Below are 16,507 nucleotides of genomic sequence, written 5' to 3' on the forward strand. Positions count from 1 at the left end.
TTTTCTTGCCATAACAAAAACTGGCCGCAGGTAACCGGGAGGTCATCAGCAAGCCAGTAAGCGAACATTATTTTTTTACGCTTAAACGCGCGCACACTATTACAGCACAGAGCCAGGAGGCGAAGCAGCCCCCCAATTATTGTGGTGTCAAGAGATAGCGGTAGCTCTCGCCATCGGCAATAAACGCCAGCCGGTGGGTGATACAGGAGGGGGCGTCGGCGGCGTGATGGGAGACAAACAGCAGCTGGGTTTCCCCTTCGCCAATCAGCACATCAATAAAGCGGCGTACCAGCTGGCGATTGAGCGGATCCAGCCCCTGCAACGGCTCGTCAAGGATCAGCAGCGTCGGGTGTTTAACCAGCGCGCGAACGATCAGCGCCAGCCGCTGCTGCCCCCAGGAGAGGCTGTGAAACGGTGCGTCGGCGGTACGGTCATCAAAGCCGAGAATATCGAGCCACTGCTGCGCCAGCTTGTGCTGCTTATCGGAGACCGCCTGGTAGATGCCAATCGAGTCAAAATAACCGGAGAGGATCACATTGCGCACCGTGGTGCTAACGCGGTAATCGAGATGCAGGCTGCTGCTGACATAGCCAATATGTTTTTTGATGTCCCAGATGGTCTCGCCGCTGCCGCGACGGCGGCCAAACAGGGTTAAATCGTTGCTGTAGCCCTGCGGATGATCGCCGGTAATCAGGCTCAGCAGCGTCGATTTCCCGGCGCCGTTCGGGCCGGTGATCTGCCAGTGCTCGCCCGGATTCACTTGCCAGCAGAGGTGATTGATGATTGGGCGGTCATCATAGGAGACCACGCCGTCGTTAAGCACAATCAGTGCTGCGCTGGGATCGAGCGTCGCGCGGGCGGGCGCAGCATCTGGCTCCGGCAGCGCCATGCCGCTCAGTTGTTCGCTATGCGCCAGTTGGGCAATCAGCGCCTGCTGAAGCAAAGCCTCTTTCTCGCCGGTCTCCGTGAGCGCGCAATCGGCCAGTACGCCCGCATGCTGCACAAATTCCGGGATCTCATCGAAACGGTTAAGCACCAGCACCAGCGTATAGCCATCGGCATTCAGGCGTGCCAGCAGCTGGGCGAGCTGCTGGCGGGAGTCCACATCCAGCCCGTCAAACGGTTCATCAAGAATAAGCAGCTCCGGCTGCGCCATCAGCGCCTGGCAGAGCAGGGTTTTGCGGGTTTCGCCGGTCGAGAGGTATTTAAAGCGCCGCTCAAGCAGATGGGTTATGCCAAACTGCGCCGCCAGTTCGGCACAGCGCGACGGGTCTTTGATCTCATCCTGGATGATATCGGCGGCAGTGCGCCCGGTATCCTCTTCGCCTGGCGAGAGCATATCGGTGTTATTGCGCTGCCACTCTTCGCTGACCAACTTTTGCAGCTGCTCGAAAGAGAGGCGAGTAAGGCGGCTAAAGTGGCACTGCCGCTCGCCGTTAAGCAGCGTTAGCTCACCTGCCAGCGCGCGGGCCAGCGCCGATTTGCCGCTGCCGTTGGCACCGACAAAGGCCCAGCTCTCTCCGGCCTGCAGGCGGAGATCTTCAAGATGCAGCGTGCGGGTGTCGCTAAGACGAAACGTACCTTGCGAAATTTGCAATGATGACATGATGTATCCCAGGTTTTGCAGCACAGAACCTCAGGGATACGTGCAATGGTCTGGCTTGTCAATGCCCTCAGCACAACGTGGCGAGAATCACCCGATCAGCATTAAAATATGCCGTCACCTGCTGCTGTTCCTGCATATCCTCTACTTGTGGGTTCGGCACCGTGGCGCAGAGCGTCTGCCCATCCGGCAGGGCGATCAGCACTTCGCTCTGCGCTTCGCCGTGCGCAATATGGAGAATCGCGCCGGTTATCTGGTTATCCGCCTGGGCCGCGAGCTGCGCATCGCAGGTCAGGTTGATCCACGGCGCTTTCAGCAGCACCAATACCTCTTTGCCTGCTTCCAGCCCTAAGCGTTCAGCGCTTTGCGCCGTGACCGCCGCATTAAGGCGGGTCTGCCCATCCGCCAGCAACACCTCGACATGCTGCTGCACCTGCTGGTGGTCGCGGGCGGTGACGGTACCAAACCACTGATTGCGGGCGCTGGTTTGCAGTGAGAAGCGTGAGATAGCCGCCAGCAGGCTGTCGAGCGGCAGAGCATCGTCATCGCTCAGCACATCAAAGGCTTTTTGTTGGATCTGCCCCAGCAGGTCGTAGAGCTGAATAAGACGTAGCCCATAGCGCGTGACGACTGCGCCACCACCACCTCTGCCACCGGTGGCACGCTCAACCAGCGTCTGATCACTGAGCTGGTTCATCTCATTGATGGCGTCCCACGCGCTTTTGTAGCTGATCCCGGCGTTCTTCGCGCCCTGGCTGATGGAGCCGGTTTGCTCAATCTGCTTAAGCAAGGCGATGCGGCGCGGGTCGGCGAAGAGGCGCTGCTGGAGTTTAAGAGTAAGGAGAATTTCAGCCTGCATAACGCACTTCCCTCGCAAAAGGGCTATTGTGAAGGAAAAGGGCCGACGCGCCTAGTGCCAGGCAATCGCACAAAAGGCGAGTGTTTTACACTATGTTCAGGCTAGAATGCCGCATTCTCACTTTCTGGAGACGACCATGTTAGAGCTGTTGAAAAGCCTGGTTTTTGCCGTGATTATGGTGCCGGTGGTTATGGCGATCATCCTCGGCCTGATTTATGGCCTGGGTGAAGTGTTCAACGTCTTTTCCGCCGTTGGACACCGCGAAAAGCGCCGCAATACCCCCACCCAATCGCGCTAATCCCTTCCCAAACGCCCACGTTGTGGGCGTTTCGCTCTCTGCCATTCAAGATCTTTTCCCTTTCTGCCGATATAGTTAAGTAGGTTTTAATTATTGATGGGTATTTCCGGCGCGCGGGCATTCTCTGATACTATCGTTATGTTTTTTTTTATATAGCGAAAATGAGAGGAGTAAAAATGGCACGCACAGGATTACGTCTGCTGGTTGGCGCAACATTGACGCTCGCTGTCGCCGGGCAGGCGGTGGCGCAAGAGAGTAAAATCACCGTTTTTGCCGCCGCCTCGCTGACCAACGCGATGCATGATATCGCCGCCGCGTACACCAAAGAGAAGCAGGTTGAGGTGGTCTCCTCCTTCGCCTCATCTTCTACGCTGGCGCGCCAGATTGAAGCGGGCGCGCCGGCAGATCTCTTTATCTCTGCCGATCAGAAGTGGATGGATTACGCCGTCGAGAAAAACGCGGTAGATAGCGCCAGTCGTGAAACCCTGCTCGGTAACAGCCTGGTGGTCGTTGCGCCGAAAAGCAGCGCGCAGGGCGAGATCAAGATTGATGCGAAAACCGACTGGAACAGCCTGCTGAAAGGCGGCCGTCTGGCGGTGGGCGATCCGGATCATGTTCCGGCCGGGATCTACGCCAAAGAGGCGTTGCAAAAACTGGGCGCCTGGGAAACCCTCTCGCCGAAACTGGCGCCTGCGGAGGATGTTCGCGGCGCGCTGGCGCTGGTGGAGCGCAGCGAAGCGCCGTTAGGCATTGTCTACGGCTCTGACGCGGTAGCCAGCAAAGGGGTAAAAGTGGTGGGCACCTTCCCGGAAGCGTCGCATAAAAAAGTGGAATACCCGCTGGCGATTGTTGATGGCCATAAAAACGCAACGGTGAGCGCGTTTTATGACTATCTGAAAGGCCCGCAGGCTTCTGAAATCTTTAAACGTTACGGATTTACAACGCACGAATGATATTGACCGATCCTGAATGGCAGGCTGTTCTGCTGAGCCTTAAAGTCTCTTCCCTGGCGGTATTACTCAGTTTGCCCTTTGGGATCTTCTTTGCCTGGCTGCTGGTGCGCCGCACGTTTCCGGGCAAAGCCTTGCTCGACAGCGTGCTCCATCTGCCGCTGGTGCTGCCGCCGGTAGTAGTCGGTTACCTGCTGCTGATCGCCATGGGTCGCCGTGGGATTGTCGGTCAGTGGCTCTATGACTGGTTTGGCATCACTTTCGCCTTCAGCTGGCGCGGCGCGGTTTTAGCCGCTGCAGTGATGTCCTTCCCGCTGATGGTGCGCGCCATTCGCCTCGCGCTGGAGAGTGTCGATACCAGGCTCGAACAGGCTGCCCGTACCCTGGGGGCCGGGCGCTGGCGCGTCTTTTTTACCATCACCTTACCGCTCACCCTGCCGGGGATTATTGTCGGCACGGTGCTGGCCTTTGCCCGCTCTCTCGGCGAGTTTGGCGCGACCATTACCTTTGTTTCCAATATTCCGGGTGAAACCCGCACCATTCCCTCTGCCATGTACACCTTAATTCAGATGCCGGGGGGCGAAAGCGCCGCCGCACGGCTGTGCATTATTTCGATTATTCTGGCGCTGATCTCACTGCTGATTTCAGAGTGGCTGGCGCGCGTGAGCCGTGAACGGACCGGGAGATAACCGATGCTGGAGCTTAATTTCACCCAGACGCTGGGCACTCACCGGTTACGTATCGCCGAAACGCTGCCCGCCAGTGGCATCACCGCGATTTTCGGCGTCTCGGGCGCGGGAAAAACCTCACTGATTAACGCCATCGGCGGCCTGACAAAGCCAGAAGAGGGGCGCATCGTGCTTAACGATCGCGTGCTCTTCGATACCGAACGCAAGGTGTGCCTGCCGCCCGAAAAGCGCCGCGTCGGCTATGTCTTTCAGGATGCGCGCCTCTTTCCGCACTACAGCGTGCGTGGCAATCTGCGCTACGGTATGGCGAAATCGATGGCCGGGCAGTTTGACAAGCTGGTGACGCTGCTCGGCATCGAGCCGCTGCTCGACCGGCTGCCCGGTGGTCTCTCCGGCGGTGAGAAGCAGCGTGTGGCAATCGGTCGCGCATTACTGACCGCGCCGGAGCTGATGCTGCTGGATGAGCCGCTGGCCTCGCTGGATATTCCGCGCAAGCGGGAACTGCTCCCCTACCTGCAACGGCTGGCGCAGGAGATCAATATCCCGATGCTCTATGTCAGCCACTCGCTGGATGAGATCCTGCATCTGGCAGATAAAGTGATGGTGCTGGAAGCGGGCGAAGTGAAAGCTTTTGGCAGCCTCGAAGATGTGTGGGGCAGCAGCGTAATGAACCCGTGGCTGCCGCCAGAGCAGCAGAGCAGTGTGCTGAGAGTGCTGGTGCTGGAACACCATCCGCACTATGCAATGACCGCGCTGGCGCTGGGCGATCAGCATATCTGGGTCAATAAGATCGACCGGCCGCTGAAAAGCGCGCTGCGCATCCGCATCCAGGCCACCGATGTGTCGCTGGTGCTGCAGCCGCCGATGAACACCAGTATCCGCAATATACTGCGTGCCAAAATCGTGCAGTGTTTCGATGTCGACGGGCAGGTGGAAGTGCAGCTCGACGTCGGCGGAAGAACGCTCTGGGCACGTATCAGCCCCTGGGCACGGGATGAACTCAGTATCAAACCCGGCCAGTGGCTCTACGCCCAAATCAAAAGCGTGTCGATCACCGCCTGATAGTCAGAAAACGGGCGTTGCGCCCGTTTCATCTCCCCATTTTTTCATGACATAAGCTTCTGATTTCCACACAGGAAATGCCTTATGGCACAATTGCCGCTCAAGCGTAGCGGGAAGAAGAGCAATTGCCAGACGTAAGATATGATCATTTCAAAGGAGAAGGGGCGATGGCAGAGGATAGTGTTATTTTCAATACCAACACATGGGTGGCCGAAGTTATATATTACCTCGTGTCATTGCTGGTGCTTTTCGTCCTGCTGATTGGAAAAGTATTTGTAGATACAAGAAATTCGCGGTTTCTCCATATCTTTTACACCCTGTTCGTTTTTGGCATCGTTGGCATCCAGTTTTGCCTTGCGATCCATGGCACCTCTTTTCTTAAAGGCTTTTTTCACATCAATTACGATATTGATTACTCTGAACCCATCCGCTTCGGCGCTGTTGGGTTTGCACTGCTCTGCTATATTGCCGTGCCATCAGGTCGATATCGTTAAGCCAGATAGCGGCGAGGTTTTGCGCCTCGCCAAATAAAAAGCGTGTCGATAACCGCCTGATTAGAGCAGCTCTTGATAGATAAATTGGGCGATGCTATCGACGGTGTTATCACCAATCACCACATTAGCGTGGGCTTTCACCGCATCGTCGGCATTGCCCATTGCCACACCGGTGCCTGCAGCCTGTAGCATACTGATATCGTTATAGTTGTCGCCGAAAGCCACCACATCCTGCATCGACAACCCCTGCGCGGCGACCCATTCGGCCAGCCGTTTGCCTTTGCTGTTACCGGCGCGGGCGATATCTACCTGATCGTGCCATGACCACTCGCACTCCAGCCCTAATGTCTGCTCAACATGGTGAGCAAAGTTCTTCAGTTTGCCGGTATCTTCATCAGTGAGAGCGAATTTCCAGATAGCTTCCACTTCGGCGGCCGCGGCGCGCAGGGAGTCAACTTGCTGAAAGACCGGGCGCTGCTCGGGCGGCAGTGCCTCGGCCCAGGCGGTGGTGCGCAGCACATGGCCGGTTGGCTTTTCATAGAGCATGGCGTTATCGACATACATCAAGCCATGTACCTGGTACTCCTCCAGCAGGGCGATCAACTGTTGCGCCTGGTTAACCGGCAGCGGATCGGCGGCGAGCACCTTTTTTGCATGATAATCATACAAATAGGTGCCATTACAGCAAATTGCAGGTGTATCCAGCGCCAGCGCCTGATAAAAAGGGTGGATAGCGACATGGTGCCGACCGGTCACGATAATGGGCAGATGCCCGGCGGCTTTTGCGCGTGCTAGCGCTTCAAGGGAAGAGGGCAGAAGCGTCTTCTTCGGGGTTAAAAGCGTACCGTCTAAATCGAGTGCTATTACGCGCGAGGTCATATCGTTTCCCGTAGTTGAAGGTGAAATTTCGTGTCCGGGGATGGTACACCCCGTTGCCGCATGCGCAAAATCTGAGGGCGAAATTCAGCATCACGCCGCAAAAACGGCTATCCTGGTTACTTAACGCAGAGAAGAATTAGAGGAAAGGAGTGTTCATGAAACAGACCGTTTATACCGCCAGCCCCGAAAGTCAGCAGATCCACGTCTGGCGTTTGAATTCCGAAGGCAGCCTGACGCTGGTGCAGGTTGTCGATGTGCCAGGCCAGGTGCAGCCGATGGTTGTCAGCCCGGATAAACGTTACCTCTACGTTGGCGTTCGCCCTGAATTTCGCGTTCTCGCGTACCGTATCTCCCCTGAAGATGGCGCGCTGAGCTATGCCGCGGAAGCGCCGCTCTCCGGCAGCCCGACCCATATCTCCACCGATCACAGCGGTCGTTTCCTGTTTAGCGCCTCCTACAATGCAGGCAGCGTCAGCGTCGTGCGCCTCAACGATGGCATTCCGGGCGAGACCGTACACCTTGAAGAGGGGCTGGAAGGGTGCCACTCGGCCAATATTTCGCCGGATAACCGCACGCTGTTTGTCCCGGCTCTGAAGCAGGATCGCATCTGTCTCTTTACCCTCGGTGAAACGGGCGCGCTGACTGCGCAGGAGCCATCGGAAGTGACCACCGTTGAGGGCGCAGGCCCGCGCCATATGGCCTTCCACCCCAATAAGCGTTTCGCCTACTGCGTTAACGAACTCAACAGCAGCGTCGATGTCTGGCAGCTTAGCGATCCGCACGGCAAAACCGAGTGCGTGCAGACCGTGGATATGATGCCGCCGGACTTTACCGATACCCGCTGGGCGGCGGATATCCATATCACGCCGGATGGCCGCCATCTCTATGCCTGCGACCGTACCTCCAGCACCCTGACCATCTTCAGCGTGTCGGAAGATGGCAGCGTTATCGCCGTAGAGGGCTTCCAGCCGACGGAAACCCAGCCGCGCGGCTTCAATATCGATAACAGCGGGAAATACCTGATTGCCGCCGGACAGAAATCTCATCACATCGCGCTGTATGAGATTGCCGGTGCGCAGGGGCTGCTGGCAGAAAAAGCGCGTTACGCCGTGGGCCAAGGCCCGATGTGGGTAGTGATTAACGCCATGTAATCACCGGAATAATCTCCGGGCATAAAAAAACCTCGCCGCGGCGAGGTTTTTTGTTTTCAGATGCGAATTACTTCTTCGGCTCAGCAACCACTTTGCTGCCGAGGCCGCGGTTGTTGAACTCCCAGAAGCGGTTGAACTTCGCATCGTTCAAATCGCGTTGGATGTTGCCTTTATCATCCGCAGTGCCGGTATTGCCAGCATAAGCGCGGCCCGATACGGCGGCATCGCCCCACGGTTTCGCAACATTAAAGCCTTCGTTAATCACGCTATCGCGGATCACAGCCTGGCCGTTGGTGCTGCTGTCGACATCCAGCGAGCGTCCTAGTTGCGCGACACCGTTACCCGCAGCGGTAAAGCGGCTGTTGACGGCGAGGAAACCGTAATAGAGATTCGCCAGGGTAGACGGTGCGAAGACATAGCCTGCCTGCTGAGTGCGCGAGTTGACCACGCGGAAATCGGTGTTATCAAACACCACCGCGCCGCGTCCGGAAACGATATCCACATCGCCTTCCAGATAGCTGTTGGTCACCAGCGTGCGGGTCTGGCGATCGCTGCGCAGGGTGTTATCCACGCCGCTGTTAGTCACAAAGAAGGTGTTCTGGCGACCCAGGATATTGACGTTGTTGATCTGCACTTTATCGCCATCGCTGCGCAGCGCCACCGCCTGGTGGTTGCCGGCATCGACGCTGTCGCCGAGTGTATTCTGAATGGTCAGGTTTTGCAGTTGCAGCCCGTTGTTCTGCGACCAGACCACTGCGGAGCACATCACGCCGACGGTCGCGGCGCGGCTGCGCTGGCAGGCATCAAACATATACCACGCCGGTTTACCCGGCATATATTTGCCCGATGGGTTGACCAGACGACGCCAGCTGGTCGGATCCATTTCAGAATCGATCGCCTGACCAATCTTCACATCCGCCGCTTTCTCACCGGTACCGTAAATGGTCACGCTGCCTGAAGCCGCCGGTACATAGACCGTGCCTTCATATTCACCCGGCATCACCGCAATATACTGGCGGTCGCTGGCGTGTTTATTGATGGCAGCGTCAACCGCAGCCTGAATGGTGGTGTGGGTGACACCCGCCGTACCGGCCGGTCCAACCACAAAATCTGCTTTTTCCGGCACGCGGATCGCGTAAGGCTTCCACGCGGCGCTGTTGGCGGCCAGCGGGGTGAAGTAGCGATCGGCGGTGAAGTTTTTCGCTTCATCAACGCTTAGGATCGGGCGCGAGGAGGTGCCCGGCGCAGTTTGTTCAGACGGACGCTCAGAGGGCGGCGTCGAGCTACAGGCGGTCAGTGTCACGCCAAAAGCGAGCGCCAGCGCCAGACGGGAAACCGATGATGTGTTCAAGGGGTGCTCCAGACTATGCAAGTTAAAGGGGATAGCGTAATGCCTGCTTTTTTATACTAAGTTGAGCGAAACGGGAAGCCGATTTGTTAAATCGGCTGTAAAACCCTGGCTTTTAGCTAAAAAGGGCGGTGAGAGTGGCGCTGCCGAGGGTGTGGAAATGGACATTAAAGCCGACCATTGCCCCGCTGGCGTTCTCGTCGACATCCAGCTTCTCCACGTCCAGCGCGTGAACGGTGAAGATATAGCGGTGGGTTTCGCCTTTCGGCGGTGCTGCGCCGCCATACCCGTCGCTGCCGAAGTCGGTGCGCGTCTGCACGCTCCCTTCCGGCAACGCGGCACTGCCGGAACCGGCGCCCTGCGGCAGCACGCGGGTGTCCGCTGGCAAGTTCGCCACAATCCAGTGCCACCAGCCGGAGCCGGTGGGGGCATCAGGATCAAAGCAGGTAACGACAAAGCTTTTGGTGCCCGCAGGCACCTCATCCCATGTCAGGTGGGGCGAAATATTATCGCCCTCATAGCCCATGCCGTTAAACACGTGACGCAGCGGCAGCTTCTCGCCGTCACGAAAATTATGGCTGAGTAACTTCATGCGGCCTCCTTGCTTAGCGGTGCAGCAGTTTCAGCAACTCTTCGGCGGTTGCCGCAGAGGAGGCCGGGTTCTGGCCGGTGACCAGATGGCCGTCGGTCACCACATAGACGCCCCAGTCATCGGTGCGCTCGAACTGCCCGCCTGCCTGTTTCAGTGAATCTTCAACCAGGAACGGCACCACTTTCGTCAGGCCAACCGCCTCTTCTTCGCTGTTGGTAAAACCGGTAACACGTTTACCCTGCACCAGCGGCGTGCCGTCCGGTTTTTTCACATGGCGCAGCACGCCGGGCGCGTGGCAGACCGCCGCGACCGGTTTCCCCTCGGCCCAATATTTTTCAATCAGATCGATAGAGATGGGGTGCTCAGCCAGGTCCCACAGCGGGCCGTGGCCGCCCGGGAAAAAGACCGCGTCATAATCGCTGATGTTGATGCTGCTCAGGGGCAGAGTGTTTGCCAGCGCCTGCTGCGCTTTTTCATCTTTCCGGAAACGCTCGGTGTCCTGCGTCTGCGCATCCGGCGCATCGCTGGTCGGGTCGAGCGGCGGCTGGCCGCCCGCCGGAGAAGCGAGCACCACCTCTACGCCTGCATCCTGAAAGATATACCAGGGTGCGGCAAACTCTTCGAGCCAGAAACCGGTTTTCTTGCCGGTATCGCCGAGGGTGTCATGCGAGGTCAGAACCATCAGAATTGCCATATATCCTCCATTTTTCAGGTCAGTAACCCAAAAGTGTAGTGCATCTTTTACGCTTCGTCGGCGAAGAGATCCGCGCGCAGCACGGCGGCATTCACCGCCTGGGTCAGGCGCGAAAGCTGCTCAGGGGTGATGATATAGGGCGGCATCAGATAGATAAGGCGACCAAACGGGCGGATCCACACCCCCTGCTCAACAAAGAAGCGCTGCAACGCCGCCATATCCACCGTCGAGCGGGTCTCGACCACGCCAATCGCCCCGAGTACCCGTACATCCGCGACGCTTGCAGCCTGCGTGGCGGGAGCCAGCTCCGCCTTCAGCTGCGCTTCGATGGCGGCAACCTGCGGCTGCCACTCGCCGCGCTGCAAAATCTCCAGGCTGGCGGTTGCCGCCGCGCAGGCCAGCGGGTTGCCCATAAAGGTTGGGCCGTGCATAAAGCAGCCCGCTTCGCCGTTGCTGATGGTCTCCGCCACCTGGCGGGTGGTGAGCGTCGCCGAGAGGGTCATGGTGCCGCCGGTCAGCGCTTTGCCAAGGCAGAGAATATCCGGCGTGATACCCGCATGCTCACAGGCGAAGAGTTTACCGGTGCGGCCAAAGCCGGTGGCAATCTCATCGGCGATCAGCAGGATCCCCTCCCGATCGCACATCTTGCGGATGCGTTTGAGCCACTCGGGATGATAGATGCGCATGCCGCCCGCGCCCTGCACAATCGGCTCCAGAATAACAGCGGCGATCTCATGGCGATGGGCCGCCAGAGTGCGGGCAAACGCCACCATATCGTGCTCATCCCATTCGCCATCAAAACGGCTCTGCGGTGCGGGTGCAAAGAGGTTTTCCGGCAGGTAACCCTTCCACAAACTGTGCATCGAGTTATCGGGATCGCACACTGACATCGCACCGAACGTGTCGCCATGGTAGCCGTTACGGAAGGTGAGGAAGCGCTGCCGGGATTCGCCCTTCGCCTGCCAGTATTGCAGCGCCATCTTCATCGCCACCTCCACCGCCACCGAACCGGAGTCGGCGAGAAACACGCACTCCAGCGGCTCAGGCGTCATCGCCACCAGTTTGCGGCATAGCGCCACGGCGGGCGCATGGGTAATACCGCCAAACATCACATGAGAGACGGTATCAATCTGCGTTTTCATCGCCGCGTTCAGCGCCGGATGGCCGTAACCGTGGATCGCCGCCCACCAGGAGGACATGCCGTCCACCAGCCGCTCGCCACTAGCGAGATGCAGTTCACAACCCTGCGCGGAGGCGACCGGGTAGACGGGGAGGGGAGCGGTCATGGAGGTATAGGGATGCCAGATATGGCTGCGATCAAAAGCTAAATCGTCCTGGGTCATAATCGACTTGTAAACCAAATTAAAAAGTTTTAGGTTTACGAGTCTACACCGAATAACGATTTAATCACACTTTTGGAGAGGCCAGATGGCTCACCACACACGCTGGACACTGTCGCAAGTTACTGCTTTATTTGAAAAACCATTGCTGGATCTGCTTTTTGAAGCGCAGCAAATCCACCGCCAGCATTTTGATCCGCGCCAGGTGCAGGTCAGCACGCTGCTGTCGATCAAAACCGGCGCCTGCCCGGAAGATTGCAAATATTGCCCGCAAAGTGCGCGCTACAAAACCGGGCTGGAGTCAGAGCGGCTGATGGAAGTTGAGCAGGTGCTGGAGTCGGCGCGCAAAGCGAAGCTCGCCGGTTCAACGCGCTTCTGCATGGGTGCGGCGTGGAAAAACCCCAACGACCGCGACATGCCCTACCTGGAGCAGATGGTGGAAGGGGTGAAAGCGATGGGGCTGGAAGCCTGCATGACCCTCGGCACCCTCAATGAGAGCCAGGCGCAGCGTCTGGCCCACGCCGGGCTTGATTACTACAACCACAACCTCGACACCTCGCCGGAGTTCTACGGCAATATCATCACCACCCGTACCTATCAGGAGCGTCTCGACACGCTGGATAAAGTGCGCGATGCCGGGATCAAAGTCTGCTCCGGCGGCATTGTCGGGCTGGGCGAAACCGTCACCGATCGCGCCGGGCTGCTGATGCAGCTCGCCAATCTGCCGACGCCGCCGGAGAGCGTGCCGATCAACATGCTGGTGAAGGTGAAAGGCACCCCGCTGGCGGACAACGATGACGTTGATGCCTTTGATTTTATTCGCACTATCGCCGTGGCGCGCATCATGATGCCGACCTCCTACGTTCGCCTCTCGGCCGGGCGCGAGCAGATGAATGAGCAGACCCAGGCGATGTGCTTTATGGCGGGCGCTAACTCCATCTTCTACGGCTGCAAACTGCTGACCACGCCGAACCCGGAAGAGGACAAAGATCTGCTCCTGTTCCAGAAGCTGGGGCTGAACCCGCAGCAGACCCAGGTGCTGAATGGCGATAACGAACAGCAGCAGGAGATTGAGCAGCAGCTGCTTCACGCCGACACGGAACAGTACTACAACGCGGCGACCCTATGAGCTGGCAGCAGCGAATCGAAGCCGCGCTCAGCGAACGCCGCGAGGCAGATGCCCTGCGCCGCCGGATCACCGTTGAGCAGGGTGCCGGACGCTGGTTAACCCTGGAGGGCGAGCGTTTTTGCAACTTCGCCAGTAATGACTACCTCGGTTTAAGCCAGCATCCGCAGGTGATTGCCGCCTGGCAGCAGGGCGCGGCGCACTATGGCGTCGGCAGCGGCGGCTCGGGCCATGTTGTTGGTCATACGGCTGCGCATCATCGCCTTGAGCGCGAGCTGGCGCAGTGGCTCGGTTACGACCGCGCGCTGCTCTTTATCTCCGGTTTTGCCGCCAATCAGGCCACCATTGCGGCGCTCACCGGCAAAGAGGATCGCATCGTTGCCGACAAGCTGAGTCACGCCTCGCTGCTGGAAGCGGCCGCCCTCAGCCCGGCGCAATTGCGCCGTTTTGCCCATAACGATGTCGCCCAGCTGGCGAGCCTGTTGAGTAAACTGCTCAGCGGGCAGCAGCTGGTGGTCACCGAAGGGATTTTCAGCATGGATGGCGACAGCGCGCCGCTTGTGGCGATTGCTGAGGACACGCATCACGCAAAAGCGTGGCTAATGGTGGATGATGCCCATGGCATCGGTGTGCTCGGCGAGCAGGGGCGCGGCAGTTGCCACTTGCAGGGGGTGAAGCCCGACATTCTGGTGGTCACCTTCGGCAAAGGTTTCGGCGTCAGCGGCGCGGCGGTGCTGTGCAGCGAAGCGGTTGCTGACTATCTGGTGCAGTTCGCCCGCCATCTTATCTACAGCACTGCGATGCCACCTGCGCAGGCAGTGGCGCTCAGCGCCGCTCTCAAGGTGATCCGCTCCGCTGAAGGCGATGCGCGGCGTGCGCAGCTGGCGGCGCTGATCGACCGGTTTCGTGACGGCGTGCGCGGGCTGGATCTGGCGGTCACAGAGTCGCATAGCGCCATTCAGCCACTGATTGTTGGCGACAATAGCCGCGCGCTGCATCTTGCGCAACGCCTGCGCCAGCAGGGGCTATTTGCGACTGCCATTCGCCCGCCAACGGTGCCGCCGGGCACGGCGCGTTTGCGTCTCACCCTGACCGCCGCGCATCAGCCAGAAGATATCGACAGGTTGCTGGAGGCGCTGCATGGCGGTGAATAAAGCGGCGGTGGCCGCCGCTTTTGGTCGCGCCGCCCGGAGCTACGCGCGCCATGATGAGTTACAGCGCCTTAGCGCCAACTCTCTGCTGGCGCAGCTGGGGGATATGACTCCTGCGCGGGTGATTGACGCCGGCTGCGGCCCAGGGGCGATGAGCCGCTACTGGCGCGCGCAAGGCAGCGATGTTACGGCGCTGGATCTCTCGCCCGGAATGCTGGCTGAAGCCCGCCTGCAGCAGAGCGCCGCGCGCTACGTTACCGGGGATATCGAAGCGCTGCCGCTGGCGGATGCCGCTTTTTCGCTGGCGTGGAGCAACCTCGCCGTGCAGTGGTGCGACGATCTGCGCCAGGCAGTGAGCGAGCTGCGCCGGGTCACCGAACCGGGCGGGCATATCGCCTTTACCACGCTGGCAGATGGCTCGTTACCGGAGCTGAACCAGGCCTGGCGCGCGCTGGACACTCTTCCACATGCCAACCGTTTTCTGCCCGCAGCAGAGATTGAGCAGGCGCTGCGCGGCTGGCCGCTGCGCTGCGGCATTGACACTGTCACCCTCTGGTTTGCCGATGCAGCCAGCGCCCTGCGATCCCTGAAAGGGATTGGCGCGACCCATCTGCATGCCGGACGCCAGCAGGGGCTGACGCGCGGCAAATTGCAGCGCTTACAGCAAGCCTGGCCGCAACAGCAGGGCAAATTCCCGCTGACCTATCAACTTTTTTGGGGAGTGATGACCCGTGAGTGAACGCTATTTTATAACCGGTACCGATACCGAAGTGGGTAAAACCGTGGCGAGCTGCGCATTGTTGCAGGCGGCGAACCTGCGCGGGCTGCGCAGCGCGGGCTATAAACCGGTCGCCTCCGGCAGCGAGATGACGCCCGACGGGCTGCGCAACAGCGATGCGCAGGCGTTGCAACGCCACAGCAGTGTGCTGCTCACCTATCAAGCGGTTAATCCGTACACCTTTGCCGAGCCAACCTCACCGCACATTGTCAGCGCTGACCTGAATCAGCCGATAGAGGCGGAAGTGATGTCAGCCGGTTTACGCCAGCTGGAGCAGCAGGCCGACTGGCTGCTGGTGGAAGGGGCAGGGGGCTGGTTTACGCCGCTCTCGCCGACGCTGACCTTTGCCGACTGGGCTACCGCAGAGCGCCTGCCGGTGATTCTGGTCGTTGGCGTCAAGCTTGGCTGCATTAACCATGCAATGTTAACTGCCCAGGCGGTACAGCAGGCGGGTTTGAGGCTGGCAGGCTGGATCGCCAATGACGTGGTCAAGCCGGGTAAACGCCACCAGGAGTATATGGCGACGCTGCAACGCCTGCTGCCTGCGCCGCTGATCGGCGAGATCCCGTGGCTGGCGGATGCGCCGGAAACCGCCGTAACCGGCCACTATCTCGATCTCAGCGTACTGACTCCGGCGACAGCCAGTGCGCCAGCAGGGGATCATCTAACTGCCTGATATCCCCCCCGGCGACGCGTCGCCCGCGGTGCAGCAGGCAGAAACGATCCGCCACCCGGCGGATCAGCGACAGCTGCTGCTCCGCCAGTAAGATCGACATACCAAACTCCTGATTGAGCCGCACGATCAAGTTCCCCAGTTTATGGATAAATGCCTGACCGAGCCCGCGCGTCGGTTCATCAAGGATCAACAACCGCGGGCGCGTCACCAGCGCCCGCGCCATCGACAATTGCTGCTGGTTATCCTCTGACAACATCGCGCCGCGCTGCTGGCGCAGCCCATACAGCTCTGGAAAGAGATCAAAGATCTCGCGGCTCAGGCTCTGGCCTGGATCACCGGCGGCGCGCATTGCGACATGCAGGTTCTCCTCCACGGTGAGCTGCGAGAAGATGCGCCTGTCTTGCGGCACATAGCCAATCCCAACCGCGCTGCGGTGCTCGGCCTGGAGTGTCAGCAGATCGCGCGGTGGCGCGCCCGCATCCTGCCAGATCATGCTGCCGCTCTCCACTGGCAGGTTGCCAGTTATGCAGTTCACCAGCGTGGTTTTTCCCATACCTGGCAGCCCGATCAGCGAAGTGCAGAGACCCGGGGCTAACTCCAGATCGATATCCCATAACGTATGGTGGTCGCCGTAATAGTGGTTCACCGCATGTAAGCTCAACATGATCCGCTCCTTGTTTCCGTCAGGTATGACTGCTTTTCACTGTGGTTAACTGCAAAAGGCTTGCCAGAACGCAAAAAGAGGTTTTTTTTCGGAGACGACTGAGAAAGCATGCGAAAAAAACGTGATGGCGCGCAAACCCAGGTAAAAATTCTG

General features: G+C 59.0%; 18 protein-coding genes. 10 read left to right on the forward strand and 8 right to left on the reverse strand.

Going from position 1 to position 16,507, the window contains the following annotated elements:
• Nucleotides 1-136: 136 nt before the first annotated feature.
• Both modF and modE read right to left on the reverse strand, forming a co-directional pair.
• Complete coding sequence (modF, locus tag HF650_RS07470) at nt 137-1,606, reverse strand: molybdate ABC transporter ATP-binding protein ModF (RefSeq protein WP_187801820.1); 1,470 nt, start codon at nt 1,604-1,606, stop codon at nt 137-139.
• 67 nt (nt 1,607-1,673) lie between these two features.
• On the reverse strand, nt 1,674-2,462 hold the full coding sequence (gene modE, locus HF650_RS07475; protein WP_187801821.1) for a molybdenum-dependent transcriptional regulator: 789 nt from the start codon (nt 2,460-2,462) through the stop codon (nt 1,674-1,676).
• A 136-nt stretch (nt 2,463-2,598) separates the two neighbouring features.
• On the opposite strand from modE, the gene HF650_RS07480 reads away from it, so the two are divergent.
• The 5 genes from HF650_RS07480 to HF650_RS07500 all read left to right on the forward strand — a co-directional run bounded on the left by HF650_RS07480 (nt 2,599) and on the right by HF650_RS07500 (nt 5,955).
• The gene (locus HF650_RS07480) at nt 2,599-2,760 is read left to right on the forward strand and encodes an AcrZ family multidrug efflux pump-associated protein (protein ID WP_187801822.1); all 162 of its coding nucleotides are present in this window, start codon (nt 2,599-2,601) and stop codon (nt 2,758-2,760) included.
• Nucleotides 2,761-2,936: 176 nt separating this feature from the next.
• Complete coding sequence (gene modA, locus HF650_RS07485) at nt 2,937-3,713, forward strand: molybdate ABC transporter substrate-binding protein (protein WP_187801823.1); 777 nt, start codon at nt 2,937-2,939, stop codon at nt 3,711-3,713.
• Nucleotides 3,710-4,399, forward strand: a complete 690-nt coding sequence (gene modB, locus HF650_RS07490) for a molybdate ABC transporter permease subunit (RefSeq protein ID WP_187801824.1) — start codon at nt 3,710-3,712, stop codon at nt 4,397-4,399. Before modA ends, modB begins: the two co-directional genes overlap by 4 nt.
• Before the next feature lie 3 nt (nt 4,400-4,402).
• Nucleotides 4,403-5,461, forward strand: coding sequence for a molybdenum ABC transporter ATP-binding protein ModC (gene modC / locus HF650_RS07495; RefSeq protein ID WP_187801825.1), 1,059 nt, complete (start codon nt 4,403-4,405; stop codon nt 5,459-5,461).
• A 167-nt stretch (nt 5,462-5,628) separates the two neighbouring features.
• Nucleotides 5,629-5,955 carry a hypothetical protein gene (locus HF650_RS07500; RefSeq protein WP_187801826.1) on the forward strand — a complete coding sequence of 109 codons (327 nt, stop codon included), beginning with the start codon at nt 5,629-5,631 and terminating at the stop codon, nt 5,953-5,955.
• Between the two features lie 60 nt (nt 5,956-6,015).
• Here the strand turns inward: HF650_RS07500 and HF650_RS07505 are convergent, their stop codons facing one another.
• The gene (locus HF650_RS07505; RefSeq protein WP_187801827.1) at nt 6,016-6,834 is read right to left on the reverse strand and encodes a pyridoxal phosphatase; all 819 of its coding nucleotides are present in this window, start codon (nt 6,832-6,834) and stop codon (nt 6,016-6,018) included.
• 155 nt (nt 6,835-6,989) lie between these two features.
• On the opposite strand from HF650_RS07505, the gene pgl reads away from it, so the two are divergent.
• Nucleotides 6,990-7,985, forward strand: coding sequence for a 6-phosphogluconolactonase (gene pgl, locus HF650_RS07510; RefSeq protein ID WP_187801828.1), 996 nt, complete (start codon nt 6,990-6,992; stop codon nt 7,983-7,985).
• Nucleotides 7,986-8,052: 67 nt separating this feature from the next.
• Here pgl and HF650_RS07515 read toward each other — a convergent pair whose 3' ends face one another.
• From HF650_RS07515 to bioA, 4 genes are all read right to left on the reverse strand, one after another.
• A complete protein-coding gene (locus HF650_RS07515; RefSeq protein ID WP_187801829.1) occupies nt 8,053-9,336 on the reverse strand; it encodes a putative acyl-CoA thioester hydrolase in 1,284 nt (427 codons plus the stop codon).
• 112 nt (nt 9,337-9,448) lie between these two features.
• Entirely contained in the window at nt 9,449-9,925 is a 477-nt protein-coding gene (locus tag HF650_RS07520) for a kinase inhibitor (RefSeq protein ID WP_187801830.1), read from the reverse strand.
• 13 nt (nt 9,926-9,938) lie between these two features.
• The gene (locus HF650_RS07525; protein ID WP_187801831.1) at nt 9,939-10,619 is read right to left on the reverse strand and encodes a type 1 glutamine amidotransferase domain-containing protein; all 681 of its coding nucleotides are present in this window, start codon (nt 10,617-10,619) and stop codon (nt 9,939-9,941) included.
• Between the two features lie 47 nt (nt 10,620-10,666).
• On the reverse strand, nt 10,667-11,962 hold the full coding sequence (gene bioA, locus HF650_RS07530; RefSeq protein WP_187801832.1) for an adenosylmethionine--8-amino-7-oxononanoate transaminase: 1,296 nt from the start codon (nt 11,960-11,962) through the stop codon (nt 10,667-10,669).
• Nucleotides 11,963-12,047: 85 nt separating this feature from the next.
• Between bioA and bioB the strand changes: the two genes are divergently transcribed.
• The 4 genes from bioB to bioD are packed head-to-tail and all read left to right on the forward strand — an operon-like array spanning nt 12,048 to nt 15,690.
• Nucleotides 12,048-13,088 (forward strand): biotin synthase BioB, encoded by a 1,041-nt coding sequence (gene bioB, locus HF650_RS07535; protein ID WP_023479503.1) that lies wholly within the window; start codon nt 12,048-12,050, stop codon nt 13,086-13,088.
• Nucleotides 13,085-14,239, forward strand: coding sequence for an 8-amino-7-oxononanoate synthase (gene bioF / locus HF650_RS07540; protein ID WP_187801833.1), 1,155 nt, complete (start codon nt 13,085-13,087; stop codon nt 14,237-14,239). Before bioB ends, bioF begins: the two co-directional genes overlap by 4 nt.
• Nucleotides 14,226-14,975 carry a malonyl-ACP O-methyltransferase BioC gene (gene bioC / locus HF650_RS07545; RefSeq protein ID WP_187801834.1) on the forward strand — a complete coding sequence of 250 codons (750 nt, stop codon included), beginning with the start codon at nt 14,226-14,228 and terminating at the stop codon, nt 14,973-14,975. Before bioF ends, bioC begins: the two co-directional genes overlap by 14 nt.
• Nucleotides 14,968-15,690 (forward strand): dethiobiotin synthase, encoded by a 723-nt coding sequence (gene bioD / locus HF650_RS07550; RefSeq protein ID WP_187801835.1) that lies wholly within the window; start codon nt 14,968-14,970, stop codon nt 15,688-15,690. The genes bioC and bioD overlap by 8 nt, the downstream gene beginning before the upstream one ends.
• Here the strand turns inward: bioD and HF650_RS07555 are convergent.
• Nucleotides 15,632-16,354, reverse strand: a complete 723-nt coding sequence (locus HF650_RS07555; protein ID WP_187801836.1) for an ATP-binding cassette domain-containing protein — start codon at nt 16,352-16,354, stop codon at nt 15,632-15,634. The two genes, bioD and HF650_RS07555, sit on opposite strands and share 59 nt — an antisense overlap.
• Nucleotides 16,355-16,507: the final 153 nt, after the last annotated feature.

The sequence above is a fragment of the Kosakonia sp. SMBL-WEM22 genome, from assembly GCF_014490785.1.
In the GTDB taxonomy this organism is placed as follows: domain Bacteria; phylum Pseudomonadota; class Gammaproteobacteria; order Enterobacterales; family Enterobacteriaceae; genus Kosakonia.